This window comes from Nitritalea sp., from assembly GCF_054166705.1.
Map to the genome: position 1 here is coordinate 1 of NZ_JBSZCV010000002.1, position 21,491 is coordinate 21,491.

The 21,491-nt window shown below is 50.3% G+C and carries 24 protein-coding genes; 19 read left to right on the top strand and 5 right to left on the bottom strand.

Going from position 1 to position 21,491, the window contains the following annotated elements; genetic code table 11:
- The 7 genes from ACXIT9_RS00330 to ACXIT9_RS00360 form a co-directional block, all read left to right on the top strand.
- A partial coding sequence (locus ACXIT9_RS00330; RefSeq protein WP_458054256.1) for a JAB-like toxin 1 domain-containing protein occupies window positions 1-1,293 on the top strand: 1,293 nt, incomplete at its 5' end.
- Between the two features lie 11 nt (window positions 1,294-1,304).
- Window positions 1,305-1,769 carry a hypothetical protein gene (locus ACXIT9_RS00335; protein WP_458054257.1) on the top strand — a complete coding sequence of 155 codons (465 nt, stop codon included), beginning with the start codon at window positions 1,305-1,307 and terminating at the stop codon, window positions 1,767-1,769.
- 180 nt (window positions 1,770-1,949) lie between these two features.
- Entirely contained in the window at window positions 1,950-2,144 is a 195-nt protein-coding gene (locus tag ACXIT9_RS00340; protein ID WP_458054258.1) for a hypothetical protein, read from the top strand.
- 15 nt (window positions 2,145-2,159) lie between these two features.
- Window positions 2,160-2,462, top strand: coding sequence for a hypothetical protein (locus ACXIT9_RS00345; RefSeq protein WP_458054259.1), 303 nt, complete (start codon window positions 2,160-2,162; stop codon window positions 2,460-2,462).
- Window positions 2,463-2,509: 47 nt separating this feature from the next.
- The gene (locus ACXIT9_RS00350; RefSeq protein WP_458054260.1) at window positions 2,510-2,752 is read left to right on the top strand and encodes a type II toxin-antitoxin system HicA family toxin; all 243 of its coding nucleotides are present in this window, start codon (window positions 2,510-2,512) and stop codon (window positions 2,750-2,752) included.
- Entirely contained in the window at window positions 2,749-3,090 is a 342-nt protein-coding gene (locus tag ACXIT9_RS00355) for a type II toxin-antitoxin system HicB family antitoxin (protein ID WP_458054261.1), read from the top strand. Before ACXIT9_RS00350 ends, ACXIT9_RS00355 begins: the two co-directional genes overlap by 4 nt.
- A gap of 774 nt (window positions 3,091-3,864) precedes the next feature.
- Entirely contained in the window at window positions 3,865-4,620 is a 756-nt protein-coding gene (locus ACXIT9_RS00360) for a carbonic anhydrase (protein ID WP_458054262.1), read from the top strand.
- A 124-nt stretch (window positions 4,621-4,744) separates the two neighbouring features.
- Here ACXIT9_RS00360 and ACXIT9_RS00365 read toward each other — a convergent pair whose 3' ends face one another.
- The 4 genes from ACXIT9_RS00365 to ACXIT9_RS00380 form a co-directional block, all read right to left on the bottom strand.
- The gene (locus tag ACXIT9_RS00365; protein WP_458054263.1) at window positions 4,745-5,521 is read right to left on the bottom strand and encodes a TIGR02757 family protein; all 777 of its coding nucleotides are present in this window, start codon (window positions 5,519-5,521) and stop codon (window positions 4,745-4,747) included.
- 13 nt (window positions 5,522-5,534) lie between these two features.
- The gene (locus tag ACXIT9_RS00370) at window positions 5,535-6,179 is read right to left on the bottom strand and encodes a hypothetical protein (RefSeq protein WP_458054264.1); all 645 of its coding nucleotides are present in this window, start codon (window positions 6,177-6,179) and stop codon (window positions 5,535-5,537) included.
- A 78-nt stretch (window positions 6,180-6,257) separates the two neighbouring features.
- Window positions 6,258-7,469, bottom strand: coding sequence for a LysM peptidoglycan-binding domain-containing protein (locus ACXIT9_RS00375; RefSeq protein WP_458054265.1), 1,212 nt, complete (start codon window positions 7,467-7,469; stop codon window positions 6,258-6,260).
- A 122-nt stretch (window positions 7,470-7,591) separates the two neighbouring features.
- Entirely contained in the window at window positions 7,592-9,130 is a 1,539-nt protein-coding gene (locus ACXIT9_RS00380; protein WP_458054266.1) for an NfeD family protein, read from the bottom strand.
- A gap of 136 nt (window positions 9,131-9,266) precedes the next feature.
- On the opposite strand from ACXIT9_RS00380, the gene ACXIT9_RS00385 reads away from it, so the two are divergent.
- The 11 genes from ACXIT9_RS00385 to ACXIT9_RS00435 all read left to right on the top strand — a co-directional run bounded on the left by ACXIT9_RS00385 (window position 9,267) and on the right by ACXIT9_RS00435 (window position 19,240).
- Window positions 9,267-9,644, top strand: coding sequence for a globin domain-containing protein (locus ACXIT9_RS00385; protein WP_458054267.1), 378 nt, complete (start codon window positions 9,267-9,269; stop codon window positions 9,642-9,644).
- Window positions 9,641-10,402, top strand: a complete 762-nt coding sequence (locus tag ACXIT9_RS00390) for a lysophospholipid acyltransferase family protein (RefSeq protein ID WP_458054268.1) — start codon at window positions 9,641-9,643, stop codon at window positions 10,400-10,402. Before ACXIT9_RS00385 ends, ACXIT9_RS00390 begins: the two co-directional genes overlap by 4 nt.
- Window positions 10,386-10,673, top strand: a complete 288-nt coding sequence (gatC, locus tag ACXIT9_RS00395) for an Asp-tRNA(Asn)/Glu-tRNA(Gln) amidotransferase subunit GatC (protein WP_458054269.1) — start codon at window positions 10,386-10,388, stop codon at window positions 10,671-10,673. The genes ACXIT9_RS00390 and gatC overlap by 17 nt, the downstream gene beginning before the upstream one ends.
- A 1-nt stretch (window position 10,674) precedes the next feature.
- Complete coding sequence (locus ACXIT9_RS00400) at window positions 10,675-13,464, top strand: hypothetical protein (RefSeq protein ID WP_458054270.1); 2,790 nt, start codon at window positions 10,675-10,677, stop codon at window positions 13,462-13,464.
- A 98-nt stretch (window positions 13,465-13,562) separates the two neighbouring features.
- The gene (locus ACXIT9_RS00405; RefSeq protein ID WP_458054271.1) at window positions 13,563-14,285 is read left to right on the top strand and encodes an ABC transporter ATP-binding protein; all 723 of its coding nucleotides are present in this window, start codon (window positions 13,563-13,565) and stop codon (window positions 14,283-14,285) included.
- Window positions 14,286-14,360: 75 nt separating this feature from the next.
- On the top strand, window positions 14,361-14,912 hold the full coding sequence (locus ACXIT9_RS00410; protein WP_458054272.1) for a cob(I)yrinic acid a,c-diamide adenosyltransferase: 552 nt from the start codon (window positions 14,361-14,363) through the stop codon (window positions 14,910-14,912).
- Window positions 14,909-15,982: a branched-chain amino acid aminotransferase gene (locus ACXIT9_RS00415; RefSeq protein ID WP_458054273.1), complete on the top strand. Its 1,074-nt coding sequence runs from the start codon at window positions 14,909-14,911 to the stop codon at window positions 15,980-15,982. Before ACXIT9_RS00410 ends, ACXIT9_RS00415 begins: the two co-directional genes overlap by 4 nt.
- Window positions 15,960-16,595: a hypothetical protein gene (locus tag ACXIT9_RS00420; protein ID WP_458054274.1), complete on the top strand. Its 636-nt coding sequence runs from the start codon at window positions 15,960-15,962 to the stop codon at window positions 16,593-16,595. Before ACXIT9_RS00415 ends, ACXIT9_RS00420 begins: the two co-directional genes overlap by 23 nt.
- A gap of 181 nt (window positions 16,596-16,776) precedes the next feature.
- Window positions 16,777-17,884 (top strand): peptide chain release factor 2 gene (gene prfB, locus ACXIT9_RS00425; protein WP_458054275.1). Its coding sequence is split into 2 segments (ribosomal slippage): window positions 16,777-16,836 and window positions 16,838-17,884, totalling 1,107 coding nucleotides; the frame shifts between segments, so codons are not numbered across the junction.
- On the top strand, window positions 17,884-18,021 hold the full coding sequence (locus ACXIT9_RS00430; protein ID WP_458054276.1) for a hypothetical protein: 138 nt from the start codon (window positions 17,884-17,886) through the stop codon (window positions 18,019-18,021). Before prfB ends, ACXIT9_RS00430 begins: the two co-directional genes overlap by 1 nt.
- Before the next feature lie 22 nt (window positions 18,022-18,043).
- Window positions 18,044-19,240, top strand: coding sequence for an MFS transporter (locus ACXIT9_RS00435; protein WP_458054277.1), 1,197 nt, complete (start codon window positions 18,044-18,046; stop codon window positions 19,238-19,240).
- Between the two features lie 82 nt (window positions 19,241-19,322).
- Here the strand turns inward: ACXIT9_RS00435 and ACXIT9_RS00440 are convergent, their stop codons facing one another.
- Window positions 19,323-21,191, bottom strand: a complete 1,869-nt coding sequence (locus tag ACXIT9_RS00440) for a tetratricopeptide repeat protein (RefSeq protein ID WP_458054278.1) — start codon at window positions 21,189-21,191, stop codon at window positions 19,323-19,325.
- Between the two features lie 73 nt (window positions 21,192-21,264).
- Here ACXIT9_RS00440 and ACXIT9_RS00445 point away from each other — a divergent pair, with 73 nt between their 5' ends.
- Window positions 21,265-21,483 carry a PspC domain-containing protein gene (locus ACXIT9_RS00445; protein WP_458054279.1) on the top strand — a complete coding sequence of 73 codons (219 nt, stop codon included), beginning with the start codon at window positions 21,265-21,267 and terminating at the stop codon, window positions 21,481-21,483.
- The last annotated feature ends 8 nt before the right edge of the window (window positions 21,484-21,491 follow it).

The following is a 21,491-nucleotide window of genomic DNA, read 5'->3' on the forward strand; positions in this document are numbered from 1 at the left end:
AATAGGCTTATTTTACCCCTAGTGGGAAGTATGTTTTCGAGCTCGGGAGCTTTTGCCAGTGGGATGTCCGTGGATGGAGGAACAGGCCTTGGGAGTGGTGGTTTAGGGCTGGGTCTCTTCGCCTTTCTGCAAGCTGTGGTGGTGGACTTAGGGAAGCAAGCGCCCCCTGCTGCCTATATGCATTATGTCTTGTATGATCGAGATAGTGTCAAAGTTCGGGAGGGGCGTCAGTTATTGAGCAGCTCGGCACGAAATAAGCATGAGCTTTTGGAAGACAGTGTCCAGGTCACTTCAGATGGTTATTTGGAGTTATATGTTCTAAATGAGACAAGTCAGGATGCTTGGTTCGATGACTTAACGGTCAGTCAGAGTGGCCCTATTATTGTTCAGGAGCGCCACTACTATCCCTTCGGCTTACAGCTCAGTGGACTCAGCTACGATTACCAAGGGCATGATAATCGTTATCTCTACCACGGTAAGGAACTGCTGGACGACCTGAGCCTCGGTTTATATGATTACGGGGCAAGAATGTACGACCCTGCAATAGGCAGATGGAGTGTTGTGGATCCCTTAGCAGAAAGAAATCCTGACAAGACACCGTATCACTATGTCAGCAATAATCCGATAAACAGAATTGATCCCGATGGTAGGGATGATTTTGAAATCAATTCTCAAGGTGAAATTGTAAATCGGATTAAAAACAAAAAAGCGGATAACTTCTATATGGTTGACGGTGATGGTAACCGAATAGAAGGCAAATCAATAAGTTTTAAATATGGTACAATTGAGAGTGTCAGATCTCAAAAAGCTCAATATTCAAAAAGAAATGAAGACGGTAGTCGAGAGAGTGCAGTTACCAATGTAGATATTTATAAAATACGTGGTGATGACAACGGAACACAACTTTTTGAATTTGTAGCCGATAATACAGGGGTTGAATGGAGTCACATTAAAACAGGAGTTGAAGGCGATAAAGGTCTAAACTTTTTAACTACAGGTCATATCGAGTACACAGAGCCAGGGGCTACCGCTTTGTTAAATGGTCAATTACAACATGGTTATACCATTAGAGAAATGAACCATAATCATCCAGGAAATACTCCTCTTCCTTCTGGTGTACCGGGGTTAACTGGTGAGGGCGGTGATATTGGTTTTGCAAGAAGTGTAACAGATTGGTATCAAAGGAAGTATCCAGAAAGAAGTGGGTCGCCAACATTTAATGTTTATGTGCCAAGAGAGAAAAGATATGTTCCCTTTAACAAGAACTCAAAAAAATCTGATTTTGGTTATTAAGTCCATTAAATATGAAACTTCTTATTTTAACATTCTTGATAGCTCATTTTAATGCCTTTTGCCAAAACGAAAATATGGTTGAAGTAAAGATGGATAAATATATAGTCTCGGAAGAACTTGAATCAAAGATTGCAGAAATCTTAAATAAAGTTAAGCCTGAAGACAGTAAATTGACTTTCATAATCAGTGTGAGTAGTAAAGATGCTGAATATCTTATCTCAATTGGGACTGCTTATGATATTGATTTAGCGAATAATAATTATGCGGGATTCTTTTTTGTAAAAGATAAGTCGTTATTAATTTATGAGAATGTCGCAGAAGAGTTTTTTAAATATTGCGGAAAAGGAACTATATCAATAAATAAAAAGAAAAGTAAGAGTCCTGATTTAATCGTTAAACCCTATATAGATGAATTACCAAACTGGATTTTCAAGTATCGTGATGGAGAGTTTATAAATGTCTATTCTTCATATTAAATCAAAAAAACCCGGCAAGTCCGGGTTTTTGTTTTTATTGTCCAAAACAGCAATTTTTGAAGCTGTAAAAAGTTGTTGTATTAGGCAAGAAATAAATTTTAGAAATTTGCTTTACCGTCCAACAAATCCTTCATCCGTTTTTTGGTGAGCATTGAATTAATGATTTTAATCAGTGCTGGCATGATGGACATTATCGGGCTTACCGAGAAGTACATGAAAACCAACACCCATGAGGCAATCATGCATTTAAAGGAGTGGGCAGGTTATCAGCCGACCAATGGCCAATCAAAACTGAAAGAATCAGATACACTTGAACGGATCGCCATCCTAACGAAAGCCTTCAAGTACTTCGAGAACGGGGTAAAGACCAGCTAGAAAAGCAAAGCATACTTGGACAGCCAGGGGCTGATCCTGAACATCAGGAGGAAGTCCATCAGGGCCGATGATATCAATTATCTGATGGAGACTTTTAGGGATCTCTTTACGCCGGAGGGCGCACACGGTCCGGAAAGGAAACTAAACGCCCAAACCATCCAGCAGAGCGTTATCACCAACCTTTTGAAAGAGGGAAAAGATCTTAGAGTTGTCCAGGTGTTCGCCGGCCACATAAATTCAAGCAGTACGGAGAGGTACAGGCAGACGGGATTGGAGGAACTGAAGGCGGCGGTACAGAAACACTATCCGTTGGGTTAGGTTTAAAAATTTTGGAAAATGCAACTAATTACAGTTACTTTGAGTTTATGTCTAAGAAGGAAAAACTCATCGCTAGGTTTTTGGGCATGCCATCCGACTTTCATTATGACGAGATGGTGAAATTGCTTGGATACTTTGGTTTTGTTGAAGTAAAGAAGGGTAAGACCTCCGGTTCGAGGGTGAAATTCGAGAACGGTGAAGGGGTTCCTGTCATGATCCACAAACCCCATCCAAGCGGGATCATGAAGCAATACCAAATGAAACAGGTCAGAGAACTATTGGAGTTATGAAATATCTGGAATACAAAGGTTATACGGGCAGCATTGAGTACAGTCCCCAGGACAGTCTGCTCTATGGGAAAGTGTTGGGGATCAGGGGTTTGATCTCCTACGAAGGAGAGACCGGAAAACATCTGGAAGATGATTTTAGGGAGGCCATTGATGCTTATCTGGCTGACTGCAAGGAAGGTGGAACTCCCCCCGAGAAGCCGTTTAAAGGGAGTTTCAATGTAAGGATACCGGCTACATTACATCAAAGGGCTGCCATATTGGCCATGGAGGCCAAGACCTCCCTAAACAATTTTGTGGCCGAAGCGATCAGGTATAGGGTAGACAAAGAAACTGCCTGATTGTTTTTTGCCGGAATGGGAAGCTGTTCCGAAATAACACCCGGAATAACGATGACGGTCAGTAGATGCCCACCTACCCGCAAGTCCCGCCCAGCGCAGCCTGTCATGTCCTTTGCGCTCCTTCCTCTTCCTCACGGCTGTTCCCGTGTCTGCTTAGGCCGTATCCCGTCTCCGAAATCAAGGTTGGGTGCAAGAAAAAAACAAAAAAAAGAAGAACGAAGTTTGAGATGTGTTGGATGGGCTTGACCTTCTTTAAAAGTGAGTGCGGGGAGTTGGAAAGAGCCGGGAAAAGGTTGTGCGAGAGTATAGCGTTATCTCTATCAGGGCAAAGAGTTTCTAGACGACTTAAACCTAAATATTTACGATTTTCATGCCCGTGGATATGATCCTGTGATCGGCAGAACTTGGCAGTTGGACCCCCATTCTGATAAGTACCCCTCTATGTCCCCTTACAGCTGGGTAAATCATTGATACCGAATTCATCAGCGATGCAATTATTAAAGTTGGGCTGTTTATCAGAAGAAATAATATATCTGACCCGGACGTGATAGAAGATATTCTTGTTGAACTTTCAAGAACCAACAAAAGAAATATCAATAGACTCCCCGCTTATTCGATTGAAAAGGACTAAGCCCCAAACGGGGCTTTTTTCATGCGCCAGTTTCTGCTCAGGCCTTTCGGTGATGAAAGCAGAATCACTAGGTGATTTTTCTCACTTTCTCCCCACCAAAAACCCTCCATATTTGTGACTGAATCATTACCCCCCACACGCACATGCAGCACTCTTACCCTACTCTGGCCCTTCCACCCCTTAGCCTATTCTTCTGGCTGCTACTTGCCGCTTGCACCAGGCCCACCACTCCCCCACCGATTCTAGGAGAGGATCAACACACGGAAAATTTGGATAAAAGTAAAATTTTAGAATTTTTACTTGAAGGCAACACGCGTTTCTCGGAAGAACACCCTATTCATCCCGATCAAACACTGGAGAAGCTTCGCGCACTAAATCAAGGACAACATCCCATAGCTGCTATCGTTTCCTGCTCAGACTCCCGCGTCCCCCCGGAACTACTTTTCGATCAGGGACTAGGTGACCTCTTTGTCATCCGAAATGCAGGCAATATCGTGAGCGACTATGAAATTGGCAGTGTGGAATATGCCATCGACCACCTGGAAGTGCCCCTCGTGATCGTCCTGGGACATACCCAATGCGGGGCCATCGGTGCGTACGTGGCGAAAGTACAGGATACCTCTAGCCATCTCGGTACACAGGCACACCCCACATACAGTACGTACATAGAAAAAATTATTGCCTACATAGAAGCCGAAGATGAGGAAAAGGCGCTGCCGAAAAGTGCTCCCAATTTCTACGAGCAGGCCATCGTAGCTAACGTCATGCACGGTGTTCAAGCCATCCATGACGCGCTTCCAGAAGTAGAGGACAAGATAAAAAGAGGAAAATTGCGTATCATTGGCGCAATTTATGATATGGAAACCGGAAAGGTGCGTACCCTCGAAAAGAAACTATGATAGACATATTTATTTAGAAATACTACCCTCCTTGGGGGTAGTTTTTTTTTGCCCGAAAGGGCCAAAAGCTGCCTTCCCTTCGTGGCAAACATGTCCCGCTACAGTATTCTTTGCCACCGAAGGACTAGCGCTCCCCGATGACTCCTAAACTGAAAAGCGCAAAATCATAACGCACCGGATCCGCAGCGTCCAGTTCCCGTAGCGCCCGCGTCAGCTCCATGGCGGTAGCCCAGTCCGTCTGCTTGCGCTGTATTAATCCCAACCCGCGTGCCACCCGATCCACATGCAAATCACATGGACAGATCAGTTGGCTCGGCTGTATGCGCTTCCATATCCCAAAATCTACGCCCGCATCATCCGTCCGCACCATCCAGCGTAAGAACATGTTTAACCGCTTACATGCAGACTTTCGCGCAGGAGTGGCCACATGTTTGCGCGTGCGCGCTGGCGCAAAAGGATCCGCAAAAAACTGCTCGTGAAATCCGCGCAAAAGCCGCTCCATAATGTCTACCTCCCCTGCCTGATAGCCCTGTAAAAAAGCCTCCTCTAAACTGGAATGCGTCAGATAAAAACGCCTGAAAAAAGCGATAAAATAGAGCGTGTCTGTAGGCGTAAAGGTGCGATGCTTAAACTGCTCGAAGACCTTCAAGTCGCTCTCCTGGTGCTGCAGCATAAAGTCATGGGGGGCATGATCCATCAGCTCCATCCACTGTCGGCACTTGGCGATAATGGTCTTCCTTTGGCCCCAGGCCAAAGTGGCCGCTATAAAACCCGCGATTTCGATGTCCTGCTTCTTCGTAAAAGCATGGGGAATACTTATCGGATCCTCAGGGATAAATTCAGGACGATTAAAACGAGAAACATGCTCCTCTAAAAAATCTTTTAAGGCGAGTCTATTCACGATCCGACACGATTTATACCTGCACCTCTACCGTATCTCCCTGAATGCCATCAAACCACTTGAAGCGCAGCATACTTCCTTCCCGCTCCGAAAGATGCCAGTCAAAACAGGTCATGCGCGTAAGTGTGCGCAGCTTGTCCTCATCGGGGAGATACAAACATAAACTAAAGTCCGGAAGCTCCTTCGGCTCTAAGGTGTTCCACTTTTCGACCAACAAGCCCTCTTCGATGTGGTATACGCGTGCGCCAAATACATATTCTTCTAATACGGATGGTACGCCGTCCGCACGCCGAAACTTGAAGCCCTCAGGACCAAACATAATCTTTTTAAAGAGCTTGGCCTCCAATAATTGTGCGGCCGGAATCGGCCCTACTTCACTAGCTCCATGCGTAATTTCTTCGGTGGAAAGCTGCTGCTCATCGGATAGAAACCCCTGTACCTGTACGCTCTTCCACGGGCCAGCCACCAGCGTAGAAACCTCTTCCTCCCCGCTACGAAAACGAGTCAGCAGGCGCGAAAGACCGGAAAACAAATAGGTGAGCCCGATAAAAAGCAAGCCGAATGTGGCCAAAATCGGGTAAGACAGCACAAAAATCCCATTCCAAATGTACCGAAAGAGATGGTGTATGCCCGTGCTGATGGAGGAAAACTCATTCATAAAGTACAAAAATACAGGGAATGTGGCGCTTATCCAAAAAAATCCACATTCCCTGTAAATTCCTGGCCCCTAAAGGGCTTAATAGGATATCTCTACCGGAAAGCGTGCATTGACGGCCCTCAGCTGATCATAAGCTGCCTTAGAAACCTTAATTAAAAGCTTGCTATTATCCCCCGTATCGGGCAGCTTGCCCACCACGCGCGCGAATATCGTGACATCGTTTTCAGCATTACGCACACTCATGATCGTACCCACCGGTGCATCCCGATGTAGAACCAAGTATTTCTTGTGGTTACCCGTGCCATCGATGACCTCCGCCAAACCGTTTTGCTTCAGATTTTTAAAGCCCGTCGATTTATCTTCCACCTTTTCTACTGAAGCGACCGTGGGCCTATTGTTCGCACGTATAGGAACCTCTGCCTCGATCACCGGCACGCGCTCTACGGGCAGGGCTTCACGACCCACTCGCAGCTCCTGGCCAGAGGCCAAATTATTCGAACTTAAGCCATTCCATCGAATTAAATCATCCACCTTAATGTCATACCGGCTGGCGATAGAAAACAAGGTCTCCCCTTGCTTGACTTGATGGACACGCCAGCCACCGGCGCTGGTGGCCGCTGTCGGTGCAGCTCCCTCTTCACGTACCACCGGTGTCTGCGCTTCCGCTCTTCGGGCGCCACGGGTACTGCTGCGCACCTCAGCAGTAGTTTCCTCCACCTGGCGAATAGGAGCTACCACTTCTCTGCCTGCTCCTTCAGCACTTTGGGCGGCAGTAGTGGCTGCCTGACGCGAGCTTTCCGCAGCTGCAGCACGGCCTGTTTCGGCAGCCTGAGCCACAGGAGAAGTCGGCGCAGCAGCGGCTGCAGCCACCCCTTTTACCACCAGCTGCTGCCCCACACTAATATCATTTCCCACCAAATTATTCCAGCGCTTGAGATCCTCCACCGCCACCTCATAGCGGCGAGAAATCGCAAACAGTGTCTCTCCCGGCTGCACCTGATGTGCCCGGGAATCTGTCGGCAGCTCCGCAGCTAAAATAATAGGTATCCGTAGGCGCTGCCCGATTTTCAAGCCATCCTTTAAGTCGTTTTGCTGCACGATGTCATTCACCGTGGCGCCGTAGCGTCTGGAAAGCCCAAAAAGTGTCTCCTTAGGTTCTACATCATGTAAGACAAAAGACTGATTTCCTTTTCGTTCTATCCCTACAGAGTCCAGAAGTGCCGGGCTATACGCCCATAATGTTCCACTTAAAAATAAGCCGGTCAGCAGGCTAACTATACGCTTTTTCATGCTATTGTTTTGCTCTTTTTGCTCGATTTAACCACAAATATAGAAGGATTCCCCCCAAAATACGGGCCTAGATTAAAAACGTTCCGCGCACGGATTCATTTCACTGGGAGGCAACTCTTCTTTCAACGCTCTTCCTGCGGAGCTGCAGCTACCTTTTTCACCCGCAAAGAGGTGCCTTCCGTGCTGATCACCTGCACCCGTTCCCCACGATCGATAAACTCCCCTCGCGAAAAAGCATCGTATACCTCCCCCTCAATTTCGATGCGACCACTCGGCATCAAGCGAGAAACCACAAGCCCCTCCTGACCCAGCAGCTCATCCGGGTAAGTCGTAGAGGTATACCCATCGGAACGGTTCTGCGTACTCGCCAGCGCGATACTGCGAAAAGCCTGCCAACTATTTACCTTGGGCGCTAAAGTAAAAATCCCTACGATGGCCACGATCGCCGAAACCAGCACCGTAAGAAGAGCCGAGAAAAGGTCTCCCCCGGGAACAAATGTAAAATCGAACACATCATTAGGCAGCATACCTAAGGTTAGGCCCGTCAGTACGCCGATTATGCCGAGAATGCCGAAAATGCCGAATCCCGGTAGGATAAACAGCTCCACGAATAAAAAAAGCACCCCGACAATAAAAACAGCAATCTCCCAGTTGGCCGCCAAACCATTTAAATAATAGGGGATAAAATACAAGACCACCGCCACAATCGAAGCCGCCAGCGGAAATCCTACCCCCGGAGTCTGAATCTCGAAATACAGACCGCCGAGAATGATTAAAATCAAAATCCCACTCACGGCGGGGTTTAAAAACAAGGAAATCACTTGCTCCACGCCCGACTCCTGGTACTGCTCCAGGCTGTAGTCCGTCACCCCGACACGCTCCAGCAGGGCCTCCACAGAGCGTACTTCAGCCTCACAAAAGCCGTTTGCAATCGCCTCCGATACGGAAAAGGTAATGACAGACCCTTTTTCCGTTACGCCCTCGATTTCAAGGCGCTCATCCACCATGGCTTCGGCGATTTTAGGATCACGCCCCTTCGCCTCGGCCGTGCTCCGCATCATCGAACGCATGTAACTCTGATACTTGTCCGGCGCTGCTTCCCCAGAGCCCCCTTGCACCACCGTGGCCGCACCGATGCTACTCCCTGGTGCCATATAAATACTGTCTGTGGCGATGGATATTAGTGCTCCAGCAGAGGCTGCATCCTTATTAATCCACACATATACCGGCGTTTCCAAGTCCAAGAGCATGGTCCGAATGTCGTCCGCATCATTCACCGCACCCCCGTAAGTATCCATCTCGATCAAGATGATATCTGCCTCTTTTCGCTTCGCATCTTCCAGCGCCAAGCGTACCCGTCGATTCATACGCGGATCGATGTTGTCATCAATCTTAAACAGATATACCTGCTTTTTGCCCGCCCTTGCCTCTAAGACTTGCTGCTCCGCCGTCCCCTGCGTCGAGTCCGCTTCTGTCGGGTCCTGCTGCTCTGCATCCACCTCCGCCTGCACGGCCAAGCTGTCCACTACCTCCTTTTCTGCTACCTGACCCGCACTTTGGGCGAAGCCCAAAGCAGGAGCCTGCCCCAGCCCTGCGAAAATGTAACTGCCAAAAATGAAAGCCCCAAACAGGAGCCTACGATGTAGAGTAGATAGCTTCATAGTTTAGTTTAAATTGCAAGTGATCGGTCCTATATAGGTCGTCACTTACAGAACGTATGGACACCAAGTTAGTTAAGAAAAACAAAATTCCCGATATCCACTCCGTAAATTCTTTTGGGAATGGTATCTTCGCAGCATGGAAAAAGGCCAAACTGTCTATGAACACATCGGGGAAGCAGGCATCCGCCGCCTGGTAGCCCTCTTCTATCAAGAAGTACAGCGCCGACCTACCCTGCGTGCCCTCTACCCCGAAGAAGACCTCGGCCCGGCAGAGGAGCGCCTGTACTGGTTCCTGCTCCATGTCTTCGGAGGACCCCACACCTACCTGGAAAAGCGCGGCCACCCCATGCTGCGGAAGCGGCACTTTCAGTGGAAAATCGATGGAGAGATGCGTCGGCTATGGCTGGACTGCATGCTCACCGCCATGGACAAGGTGGACCTGCCGTATGAGGTGCGCGAATACATGCAAAACTACTTTATCAAAGTAGCTAACCATATGATTAACAGCACATGAAGGCCCTAAACATCCTGTACACGGCCTACGCCTTGCTGGTGTTTGCAGCTAGCTTTCTGCTGCTTTTTCCGCTGTTTCTGCTGGCAGCCTCCACCCCGAAATGGGCACCTTTCGGACGACGCGTCAACCAGCACTGGGCGAGGGCTTACTTTCGGCTTATCGGCAAAACAGTGCAACGAGAGGGTTGGGAGCAACTTCCGAAAAAGGGGCCTGCTGTGTATATCGCGAATCATTTCAGCTATCTGGACATCGCGATGATGGGACTGCTGCCTGGTGATGTGGTCTTCGTCGGAAAAAGCGGAATCGGCAAGCTGCCCTTCTTTGGCTACTATTTTAAGAAGCTTCATATCGCCGTAAATCGAGAAAGCTTGCGCAGCCGTGCCGAGGTGATGCGCCGCGCGCAAAGGGCCCTCGAACAGGGTAGCGCACTGGTAATCTTTCCAGAAGGTGGTATCCTGAGTAGTACCCCCCCGCAGATGAACCGTTTTAAAGAGGGTGCATTTCGCATCGCCTGGCAGGGCCAAGTTTCTATCGTGCCCATCACGCTTTCATATAATCACCTGATTTTACCCGATGTTTCGATTCCATTGCTTAACTTTAAGGCCGGAAAAATGGTGGTACATGCACCGATCCCTACAGCAGGCTGTACAGAAAAAGATCTCCCCCGACTGAAGGAGCAAGCTTTTACCTGCATACAGGAGCAACTTTACCGCGATAACGCCGCCCGGAAACCAGAAAAATATGAAAATAGATACTAGTACCATTCAAAAATTAGCCCACCTCTCCCGACTAGAATTTGACGCGCAAGGAGTGGAAAAAATGAAAGCCGACCTCAGCCAGATCCTCGACTGGATGGAACAGCTGAATGAAGTAGACACCGAGGGTGTAGAACCCCTTACGACCATGTCCTCCGAAGTGAATGTACTTCGTGAAGATGTGTTGGGAGAGCATCTGCCACATGAAGAGGGCTTAAAAAATGCCCCGCAGCGTGATTCCGACTATTTCCGCGTACCGAAAGTTCTTGAATAGCATGCCCTACATCGCGCCCGAGCGCAAAAACGTTTTTTTCCCCCTTCCGCTTTTCCCGGGGCTTTTGCTCTTGGTTTTGGGAGGGGGTTTTCTCTTTTACAGTTTCCTGCTAGCAGCGCCCCTGCTCCAGTATGAGCTGCGCTTCGAAACCCTCGCGCTTCCGCTCCACTTCGATGCCTTCGATTTCCCCACAGGCAGGCATCAGCCCGAAGCCATCCATGAACTGCAGCTGCCCCTTTTTAGCCCGAAAGACGCAGCACTGCCGCGCCAACTTTACAGCAGCAGCTTTTGGCTTTTCCTACTTTTCCTCAGCACTGCCCTGGCGCTGTGCACCTACCTAAGGTCTTGGCTATTTTACCTGCCCCCCACCCTACTTATCCTTAGCTTCAGCAGCGCCTCCTTCCTCGGCCTCGAACTGGAACAGTTTCCGGATTCCTACACCTGGCCTCGGAGCATCGCCCTCCTGGCCTGCCTGCTGCCCGTTTTCCTAATCCGCGTCTGGGGCCAGCACTGGACCCTCAGGCAGCGCCTCTTGGTCTGTGTAACAGGCATAGCTTGCCTGCTTTTCGGCTGGTACCTGCAGGCTCCCGAAGCTGCTGGCAGTCAAGTTTTAGCAGCCCAGCAGGGGCTTTTGCTCCTCAGCCTGATCGCCGTCGCAGGCATGTATTTTTACATAGCACCAGGCTTTATTCAAGGACTCAGCCTCCTGCTACTGCGCCTGAATACCGGTGTGGGGACCAACTTAAAGCCCGCCCTTATCCTGATCAGCATCACCTATTTAGGCCTGAGCACCGCCTCTCTCCTAGTGCTTCACGGCACCTACACGCCCATTTTCCCAGTTTTGCCGGCAGGCATCTTCCTCCTCCCCGCCCTCCTCGGCAGCGCCTACTGCTTGTATGAAAAACAAGCCAACCTAAAGGGATTTTTTCAGACACGCCTAGCCGAAACGATGAGCTTCCTCACAGGAGCGGGACTGCTACTTTTGCTTTGGGGCTACGCCCAATGGAGCGCCAACACCCCGCTACAGCGACTGCTCAGCTACCTGCTGCTCATCACGCAAATGGCAGGTACCCTCATGGCTTTTCTGTATGTAGCCATGAACTTTTTTAACTTCATCAACAGTGGCACAGCGCTGCATAAGGTCTTTTATCAACCCAAAATCCTGGAACGCATCCACATGCGACTGGCCCTACTCATGGGCTCCGGTGCGGTGCTGCTTTTCGTGGATCTGGCCCCCGCCATCCAAGCGGAGGTGGCCCTTAGCACGAATGAGGCCGGGAGGTACTGGCTGGACCGCGAGCCAGTGAAAGCAGCCATACTCTACGAAGAAGCGTGGAATGCGTATCGCCAGCACCCCTTTGCGATCCTGGCATCGGCGACCCTGCGGCGCCAGCTCGAAAGCCCACGCAGCTATGAAGATCTTTTATTAAACAGCTTCGATTTCGCTCCCAGCCCTGAGGCGATTTTGCTGCTGGCAGCCCATAAACAAGCGCAAGGAAATGTCCTCGAAGGGCTTTTTTACCTCGAGCAAGGAGTGGCCCTTTTTCCGGAAATAGGACCCCTGCGCATCCATACTGCCAGTATTTATGCGCAGCTGGGAGAGCCCATCCAAGCGGCAAAACTAATCGAAGCAGCAGACGCCGACAGCCCCGGACGCGCCACCTTACTGCCTGCACTGGCAGTCCTTCTGGATAGCGCACGAGCGGCGAGCCTTCCAGAAGTGCACAGCGTCCCGCATGTAGAATCCTCGGCTTACCTCACCAATTCCCTTGTGGCAGCCCCCGGCGGGACAGCCCTCCCCTTGGGTATAGACACTTACGATTCCACCTTGCTGCTGGCAAATCCCCCGCTGCGACGCAATTTAATTTTACGAGGTGCCTTAGAGGAGGCCCTCTTTTTAGCGCCTGCGCTGGACAGCCTGGTCGCACAGGCGACTGATCAGCGGGAGCGGCAGCGGGCGGTAGAGGACAGAATTCTCTGGCACTGGCGCCGTGGGGACATCCAAAAAACCCTTTTCTACCTGCAAGGAAGCATCGGACAAGCCGATCGCCAGCAGGCTGCTCATCGGAAACTCCTAGCGGCCCTTTACATGAGCCGCTTCGACCTGGAGCGCGCCGCCAGTGTCTGGCAAAACCTGCTGCTCGACGACCAGGCCCCTGGTGAACTTCCTTTATATGCCGCCTACCTTTTAGCCGAGCACCTTGAAACTTTAGACCCAGCCCAGCGCTTGCGCGTGAAGCAGACGCTAGCGCAGCGTCCCGAGGGAGAGCGCCAAAAAATAGCACAGCTGACAGCCCTAGCCCACCGGCTATTAGCGGAAATGCCCCAGCCCCTCTATCAGGCCTGGGAAGCACTTCCAGAAGGGGATGCCCAGCACTATCTGGCAGCAGGTCTGTTGCGGCATAAGCCCCATCTCCTGAGTACAGCGCAGCAGAAGCGCCTTTTGGAGACTTTGGGCGAAGCCCAAAGCAAAAGCTTTCGCAGCTATCTCTCCCTGCTGGCACAACCTGCCGATAAAGTCCCGGACGAGGAGCTGAAGCGTTTCGGACAGGACCCTTATCTGACGGCGGCCCAACTGGTACTAGCCGAGCGGGAAACAGATCCTGATGTGCGCTATAGGCTCCTACAGCAGGCCATCAGCTATAACCAAGACCCGCTTTTAAACCTGCGTTATGCCAGGGCTGCGGAAGCTGTAGGCTTAGGGCCTTTCGCGACAGCAGCACGCCAAAGAATCCGGGAAGCCATCGGAGCCGAAGCGCTGATGGAGCTACTAGAACTAGAAATATTCTAAATTTAATTGACCAGTGGCAGGTTTTTTTACAGACGAATGCCTATTTTTAAGTTTTCGGAGTAGAGAGCACTTCTCCGAGAGATAATGACGACAGCGCTATGGGAAAGATAATCGAAACAACAGACATCAGCCGAGAGTACCGCATGGGCTCGGAGGTGGTGCGTGCCTTAAAATCAGTGAGTATCGAGGTGAATAAGGGTGAGTATGTGGCCTTTATGGGGCCTTCCGGCTCCGGAAAATCTACCTTAATGAATATCATCGGCTGCCTGGACACACCCACCGGTGGAAAGTATGTCTTAAACGGCAAAGACGTCAGTGACATGACAGAAAATGAGCTGGCAGAAATTCGAAATAAAGAAATCGGCTTTGTCTTTCAGACCTTTAATCTACTTCCGCGAGCGAGCTGCTTGGAAAATGTGGCCTTACCGCTCGTCTATGCTGGTTTTAGCAGAAGCCGCCGCGAAGATCAAGCCCGGGCAGCACTGGAAAGTGTGGGCCTGGGAGATCGCGTGATGCACAAGCCGAACGAGCTTTCGGGCGGACAGCGGCAGCGTGTGGCTATCGCCAGGGCCTTAGTGAATACCCCCAGCATCATATTAGCGGATGAGCCGACAGGTAACTTGGATACCAAGACCTCTTATGATATTATGGAACTCTTCCATGAGCTACATGCTCAGGGAAATACCATCATCATGGTGACTCACGAAGACGATATCGCACACTATGCCCATCGGATCGTTCGTCTGAAGGATGGCTTGATCGAATCCGACAGGGTCAACCCGAATCCTACACGCGGAAAAAAAGAAGCTATAGCGAATTAGCAATTAAACCCAATAACGAAGTGACGATCTTCTTATCTTGCGTCAGCGGAGAGAAAAGATTGCCGCAGGAGAAATATGAAAATTTACACGAAAACAGGTGACAGCGGCCAGACCTCCTTATTAGGCGGCAAGCGTGTTTCGAAGGCACACATGCGCATCGAGGCCTATGGCACGGTGGATGAGTTAAACGCCTATGTAGGCATGGTGCGTGACCAAGAGGTCAATGCTGGTCGGGCGCCTTTTTTAAAAGAGATACAGGACCGCCTTTTCACCATCGGCGCAGATCTAGCCACGGCTCCGGAAGCAGCTAAAGTTAAAAAGCCGGATCTCCACGAGGAGGATGTCCGGCAGCTCGAACAAGCCATGGACGAAATGGACGCCCTGTTGCCTTCTTTAAAGCACTTTGTTTTGCCCGGAGGGCACCCCGTGGTTTCCTTCTGCCACCTGGCCCGCACCGTATGCCGCCGCGCTGAGCGTGCCTGTATCGCACTGGCAGAAGAAGAAAACGTGAATCCATTAGTTATTACCTATATCAACAGACTTTCCGATTACTTTTTCGTTTTGGGCCGTATGAATGCCCAAGAGTTAGGTGTTGAGGAAGTCACTTGGAACCCCCGCATCGTATGAGCAGTAACACGACCTTTCCGATCCACATCACCCGCACTGAAACGTCGCGGCTGGCAGAAACGGATTTCGATAACTTAGTATTTGGCATGACCATTTCTGACCACATGTTTATCGCTGACTATGAAGATGGCGAGTGGTCGCATGCACGCATAGAGCCCTATGCCCCACTGGCCTTAAACCCTGCGAATGCGACCCTACACTATGGGCAGTCGGTATTCGAAGGCATGAAAGCCTATAAAAATGAGGCCGGGCAGACGCTTTTATTTCGGGCAGATGCTAACCAGCAGCGCCTAAATGCGTCCGCCGAGCGCATGTGCATTCCGGCAGTACCGGAGGAGCTCTTTATGGAAGGGTTAAAGACGCTCTTGGAGGTGGACCAAGACTGGATTCCAAACCGTGCGGGCTACTCCTTGTACATCCGGCCCTTTATTTTCGCTACAGACGATTACCTGGGCATCCGCCCCTCCAAAAAATACTCTTTTATTATTTTCACCTGTCCAGTAGGACATTACTATGCCAAGCCAGTTTCGGTGAAGGTGGAGGATTCCTATGCGCGAGCAGCAGAAGGGGGTACGGGCTACGCCAAAGCCGCCGGCAACTACGCGGGCTCCCTCTACCCTGCCCTTCTAGCCCAAAAAGAAGGTTTCGACCAGTTGCTCTGGACAGATGCCAAGTCCCATCAGCATATCGAAGAAAGTGGCACGATGAATGTGATGTTCCTGATTAAAGGCACGCTTATCACCGCGCCGACGAGTACAGGTACGATCCTAAAAGGCATCACGCGAGACTCCGTCCTTACCTTGGCGCGTGAAATGGGCGTTCCCGTGGAAGAGCGCTTCCTACGGGTGACCGAGCTGGAAGACGCCCTAAAAAGTGGCACCTTAGCAGAAGCCTTCGGGACAGGTACAGCGGCTACGATCGCACACATTAACCGAATCGGCGTAGGCGGAGCGGTCTATGACCTCCCAGAAAAAACTGCTGATGCCTTCTCTAATCGGGTTTTGGCCAAGTTAGACGCGATAAAATATGGTAAAGAAGCCGACACCCATGGTTGGATCATCACACTTTAATGCTCCCGCTTTTAAGGACATGGAAAAGGAAGCCCTTGGATTTGACCGAGGGCTTTGCTTGCTTAATGGAAAGCCCTTTTGTTTCTTGCTACTGACACTTTTTCTCCTCAGCGGAAGCCTTTTTGCCCAGGGGGCACGACCCAAAGTAGAACCTGTCGACAAATTTATACTCATCCAAAAAGGAGCGAAGAAACGGACTGCCATGCGCTTTCGTGTGGGCGAAGATCTCACCTACAAACTGAAAGGAGAGCCTTTTTTCGTCACTGATCGCATCGTCAACATCCAGTCTGACCTGATCGAAATGCGAGAAAATGTCTTGACCGTGGAGCGCATCGAAGCGGTCGACATTTCGAAAAAAGACAGCCGTAACCAGACCATCACGAATGTCAGTACGGTTGCTATCGGAGGCGGGCTACTCTTCCTCGGGGCAGAAACCGTGAACCAGTTGAACCAAGAAGGCCGCCTATCCATCAGCCAAGGCGTTTGGATCAGCTCTGCCGCTATGATCGCCGCAGGCATCGCCATTCGCCGCCTGCGAACGTCTACGGTGGAAATCGGAAAAGCCTACAAGATGCAGCTCATTCTGCTCTACGAAGAGGACCCCATACGCTAAGCCGGAGGTCTGGCCTGTTTACGAAAAATCCGCTACCTTTTTTTTACAGCCGGCGAAGTGGTTTTTCCGGAAAAAAAACGTGGCCGCCCTGAGGCCCTCGAATGCCTCCTCAGGAGAGCAGAATTTCCATAGGTTTTTTGGCTAAAAATATCGACCTTTGCAGGCTTAAACGAAAGAAATTATGACACTAGACCAGTTGAAAGACTTGAAAGCCCGCGTTTCGGCTTTGAGGAGGTATCTTTGACTACGATAAGAAGCGAGCAGAAATAGAAGATTTAGAGCTGGTATCTGCCCAGCCCGATTTTTGGAATGACCCCGAAGAGGCCGAAAAAACCATGAAACAGATTCAGGCCCGCAAGGCCTGGACAAATGCATACGACGCAGTCCATCTAGCCCTTCAAGACTTAGAGGTCCTATACGAGTTTTATACCGCTGAAGAGGTTTCAGAAGAGGAAATCAAGCGAGACTACACGAAAGCCAAGCAAGCGGTAGAAGAACTGGAGCTGAAAAAAATGTTGAGCTCAGAAGAAGATCAGCTCAGCGCCATGCTGGAGATTAACCCCGGGGCAGGAGGTACAGAAAGTAATGACTGGGCCAGCATTCTCATGCGCATGTACATCATGTGGGGCGAAAAAAACGGCTACAAAGTAAAAGAAGTAGACCTTCAGGAAGGTGAAGTCGCCGGCATCAAGTCCGTCACACTGGAATTCGACGGTCCTCTCGCCTATGGCTTCCTGAAATCTGAAATCGGCGTACACCGGCTTGTGCGGATTTCCCCCTTCGATAGCGGTGGCCGCCGGCATACTTCTTTTGCCTCGGTCTATGCCTATCCGGTGGTGGATGATACGATCGAAATCAACATTAACCCGGGTGACATCGAGCTGCAGACTTCCCGTTCGGGTGGGGCCGGAGGCCAAAATGTCAACAAGGTCGAAACCAAGGTGCAGCTGACGCACAAGCCGACTGGGATCGTCGTGGTCTGCCAGGTGGAACGCAGCCAGTTGGCCAACAGGGAAAAGGCGATGCAGATGTTGAAGTCTCGACTGTACCAGATGGAAATGGAGAAGCGAAACGCGGAGCGCAGCAAAATCGAAGCTTCTAAGTTGCGCGTTGATTTCGGGTCCCAAATCCGGAATTATGTCTTGCATCCCTATAAATTAATTAAGGATGCGCGCACCGGCCATGAAACTTCCGATGTGCAAGCGGTGTTAGATGGTGCGGGCTTGAATGAATTTATTAAAGCCTATCTCCTAGCTCAAAGCGAAGAAGAGGCTGGCTCAGAAAACTGATGCGACAGGTGGTGTATGGCTTCCTAGACCGAGCGTCTCTAGCGGTACATCCCCTTTTCGGCCTGCGGCATCCTAGTGGTGCCGCAGGCTTTTCCATTCCTTCCCGCGGCTCCTTTATTCTCTTTCCGATTTCCTAATCGACCTTTTCGAAGTACCTGCATGCGATTCCTGCCCACCTTCTTTACCCTCGACTTTTTCGTGCTCTGCATGAGCTCTTTCTTATTTTTTGCGAGCTTTAATATGATTATTCCGGAGCTACCTGCCTACCTGAGCAGCTTAGGAGGAGAGGAGTATAAGGGCCTGATCATCGCTCTTTTTACGCTGACAGCTGGCCTCTCGCGCCCTTTTAGTGGCAAGCTAGCCGATAAAATCGGGAGAAAACCTGTTATGGTGGTGGGTGCAGCCGTATGCTTTGGCGTCAGCCTATTCTACCCCCTGCTGACGACGGTGGCGGGATTTCTGCTACTTCGCTTCATCCACGGATTTTCGGCAGGCTTCACCCCTACAGGCACCTCCGCCTATGTGGCCGACATCGTACCCTTTCAGCGCAGAGGGGAGGCCATGGGCATTCAGTCGCTTTTCGGATCGCTCGGCATGGCGGCCGGCCCGGCAGCAGGTGGCTATATCGCCGCTGCCTTCGATATCAATACCCTCTTTTATGCTTCTGCCGCCACGGCGGTGCTGTCCATCCTGATTATTTTAAGGCTGAAGGAAACGCTGCCAGATAAACAACCGATGCGTCGTGCCTATCTAAAGCTGAACCGGACGGAGCTGATCGAAAAACGAGTCTTGGTACCCTCGCTGGTACTTTTTTTGACCGTCTTTTCCTTCGGTACCATCCTGACGATCATTCCGGATTACTCCGAGCATTTGGGCATTCAAAACAAGGGTCTATTCTTCGCCGTTTTCACCCTTTCCTCCTTAGGCATACGCATCATAGCGGGCAAAACCTCAGATCGCTATGGCCGTATTCCTGTGATGAAAGTGGCGACTAGCTCGATGGCAGTGGCGATGATGGTCATCGCTTTTTCCACCACCACTTGGCAGCTCATCGTCGGAGGCATCATCTTCGGTGCTTCGGTGGGCATGAACTCCCCAACCATCTCGGCATGGACAATCGACCTCTCTTTAGATGAAAAAAGAGGACGGGCGCTGGCGACTATGTACATCGCCCTCGAAGCCGGTATCGGCATAGGAGCCCTGGTAAGTGGATGGCTTTTTAACAACCGTGTCGAAAATTTCCCGCTGGTCTTCTCCATCGGCGCCATTACCGCTAGCATGGCCTTTATTTACCTCTTCACCCTCCCAAAAGATCAAAAAGAGCTCGTCCCCGTAGACGAAAAGGAGGCGCACTAAAACAGCAAAAGCCTCCATCTAAGGAAGCTTTTGTGGTAGGGTATTTTGTCCGGTAGGACGTTCTCGTACTGGAACCAGCCCCTTACGGCACTTCCTCTGTGGATGCCTCTGTCGCTCCCTCTACGGGGCCACTACCATCCATCCATAATTCTAAGGGGCGAAAGACCTCAATAAAGCGCTCGTTTTGGCGATATGCCTCAAAGCTCAGGTCCGTTAGCGCCCGCTGGCGCAAAGCATCCGAATAGGCGACGGCTTTCTGCAGATAGGCGAGTGCCAGGTCCTCATCCTTGCCCACCTTCGCATTTACGAGTGCCAAACCATAAAATCCGTAGCCATAGGAGCGATTCTGCTGCACACTTTCCTCAAAGGCCACCTGCGCCTTCTCATATTCGCCCGAGAGAAAATAAGCCAAACCCAAGTTGAACAAGTGCTCCTCCGTACGCGGAGCTTGGTTTAAGCGGACCGTAGCCAGACGGTAATCCCCGTTTATGATGTCGATAGCACCTCTTAAGGCTTCGTTTTCCTTCAGGAAAGGATTGTTCAAATTACGTTCCATAGAAGAAGCCTGCGAAACCGCCACATACGCCTCGAAATAATCGTTTAACATCAGATAGGCCCTGCCTAAATTATGGTAAGCGATTGGATTTTGCTGCATGTTGGCACTTGTCTTAAACTGCGCGATAGCATTCGTGATCAAAATGTTACGCTCTCTACGATCGAGGGAACGCTGCGCTTGGTTGAGAAACACCACCCCCAGATTATTCGTGGCGGTAGCGGATGGGAAATGCTGCTCCATGTATCGATAGATGGCCTCCTTTTCACTCAGCTGGGGGGCATCTTGGGCAGCGGCCAACAGGTCTCCCTCGCTGAGGTTCCGCAGCACTTCTCCATTTCGAACCGCCGCATAGACGCGAGAGGCGATGGCCGCTTTCGTTTGGTCCGAGGGTTCGGTGTAGAGGGTAACCTTGGCCGAGGCCAAAAGCGGGAAAAGGTCGCGCTGGACAGCGGCATATCCAGGGAGCTTACGCAGCTCTGCAATTTGATTTTCATAAGCACTTTCACTCAGCAGCACCTCATAGAAAGCAGCTTTTTGACGATCATTAAGCCCTTTATAATCGGCGATCAGCACCCGAAGGTCAAACAAGTCAGCATTTCGATGATTGACCTCCACGGGCACATCGAGTCCACGCAGCTGCTGACGGATGCGCTGCTCGGTTTCGGTGGCACGCATACGCGCCAGGTTCGCATCACGACGATCCGCATCTAAAGGGGCATGCGTGCCCAGGATGCTTACTTTGCGTAAGGTTTTTCCAGGCTGTAGCAGCGAAGTAATGGGCCCGGACTCTGAACTTGTCAGGCGATTTCCCGTGAGCTGCGCACTTCCATAGGCAAATTTTATCGTGTGAATTTTTTCTTCCAGGTAGGCCTCTGGGTTCAAGTACGTTTCCATGTACATGCCCACGACGGGGATCGGTTCATCTAGGATCACCTGCCCGAAGCGCGCAAGCAGGGGAAGCGTGATTAGCCCCTTGCCCACTTCCTTTTCAGGAATGGTTTTTAAGCCCTTCGCATCTTCAGCAAGTCCCTTTAAGACCAGCCTGCCCTTTTCCATGCCCGGCAAATAAGGAAAGGTGAGTTGGAGCGATACATCCACCCGTCGATCGGTAGGCGTAAATTTACCATTAAACACCTCGAACTCGCCGAGTCGGAGCGCTCCTTGCCCATAGTGGTATTCCGGATACAAGGTGATGGCACGGTCTTTGGCAAGGACCTCAAGTGGAAGTGGGCCCTTTATTTCCACGCGGATAGAATCACGGTGTAGCGTTAACAGCTCTGGATTGGCCTCTATCCCATCGAATGCCGAAGAGTATAGTGATTTTTGAGTGCTACAACCATAAAATATGCTGGCCGTGAGCAAAAAAACGAAAAAAACTACCCTTGAATTAAACATTATTCTATTGATTAGCTTATGAATTTATCGATTTTATTCCTTACATTAGGTCACCTTTAAACGAAAAAGCGTCATGAATCAAGTAAAACATTTCTTTGAAGACCGGGCTTTTGGCGTTTGCGCTAAGCTGGGTGAACGTTTACGCTTCCCTATCGACAGTATTCGTTTATTTTTCATTTACGCCTCTTTTGTCACGCTGGGCTCCCCGATCATCGTTTATGTAAGCTTGGCGATGATGATGAAAGTACGAAAATACATCCGAAAGATGAATAATCCGGTACTTTTCGATTAAGCCCATCC

Excerpts from the sequence above, each read along its gene's own strand:
- ACXIT9_RS00380 (WP_458054266.1), bottom strand. The coding sequence starts at position 9,130 with ATGAAGCTATCTACTCTACATCGTAGGCTCCTGTTTGGGGCTTTCATT.
- ACXIT9_RS00445 (WP_458054279.1), top strand. The coding sequence starts at position 21,265 with ATGAATCAAGTAAAACATTTCTTTGAAGACCGGGCTTTTGGCGTTTGC.
- ACXIT9_RS00360 (WP_458054262.1), top strand. The coding sequence starts at position 3,865 with ATGCAGCACTCTTACCCTACTCTGGCCCTTCCACCCCTTAGCCTATTC.
- ACXIT9_RS00355 (WP_458054261.1), top strand. The coding sequence starts at position 2,749 with ATGAAATATCTGGAATACAAAGGTTATACGGGCAGCATTGAGTACAGT.
- ACXIT9_RS00435 (WP_458054277.1), top strand. The coding sequence starts at position 18,044 with ATGCGATTCCTGCCCACCTTCTTTACCCTCGACTTTTTCGTGCTCTGC.
- ACXIT9_RS00340 (WP_458054258.1), top strand. The coding sequence starts at position 1,950 with ATGATGGACATTATCGGGCTTACCGAGAAGTACATGAAAACCAACACC.
- ACXIT9_RS00335 (WP_458054257.1), top strand. The coding sequence starts at position 1,305 with ATGAAACTTCTTATTTTAACATTCTTGATAGCTCATTTTAATGCCTTT.
- ACXIT9_RS00350 (WP_458054260.1), top strand. The coding sequence starts at position 2,510 with ATGTCTAAGAAGGAAAAACTCATCGCTAGGTTTTTGGGCATGCCATCC.
- ACXIT9_RS00415 (WP_458054273.1), top strand. The coding sequence starts at position 14,909 with ATGAGCAGTAACACGACCTTTCCGATCCACATCACCCGCACTGAAACG.
- ACXIT9_RS00385 (WP_458054267.1), top strand. The coding sequence starts at position 9,267 with ATGGAAAAAGGCCAAACTGTCTATGAACACATCGGGGAAGCAGGCATC.
- ACXIT9_RS00400 (WP_458054270.1), top strand. The coding sequence starts at position 10,675 with ATGCCCTACATCGCGCCCGAGCGCAAAAACGTTTTTTTCCCCCTTCCG.
- ACXIT9_RS00405 (WP_458054271.1), top strand. The coding sequence starts at position 13,563 with ATGGGAAAGATAATCGAAACAACAGACATCAGCCGAGAGTACCGCATG.
- ACXIT9_RS00410 (WP_458054272.1), top strand. The coding sequence starts at position 14,361 with ATGAAAATTTACACGAAAACAGGTGACAGCGGCCAGACCTCCTTATTA.
- ACXIT9_RS00420 (WP_458054274.1), top strand. The coding sequence starts at position 15,960 with ATGGTTGGATCATCACACTTTAATGCTCCCGCTTTTAAGGACATGGAA.
- ACXIT9_RS00370 (WP_458054264.1), bottom strand. The coding sequence starts at position 6,179 with ATGAATGAGTTTTCCTCCATCAGCACGGGCATACACCATCTCTTTCGG.
- gatC (WP_458054269.1), top strand. The coding sequence starts at position 10,386 with ATGAAAATAGATACTAGTACCATTCAAAAATTAGCCCACCTCTCCCGA.
- ACXIT9_RS00390 (WP_458054268.1), top strand. The coding sequence starts at position 9,641 with ATGAAGGCCCTAAACATCCTGTACACGGCCTACGCCTTGCTGGTGTTT.
- ACXIT9_RS00430 (WP_458054276.1), top strand. The coding sequence starts at position 17,884 with ATGCGACAGGTGGTGTATGGCTTCCTAGACCGAGCGTCTCTAGCGGTA.
- ACXIT9_RS00375 (WP_458054265.1), bottom strand. The coding sequence starts at position 7,469 with ATGAAAAAGCGTATAGTTAGCCTGCTGACCGGCTTATTTTTAAGTGGA.
- ACXIT9_RS00440 (WP_458054278.1), bottom strand. The coding sequence starts at position 21,191 with ATGTTTAATTCAAGGGTAGTTTTTTTCGTTTTTTTGCTCACGGCCAGC.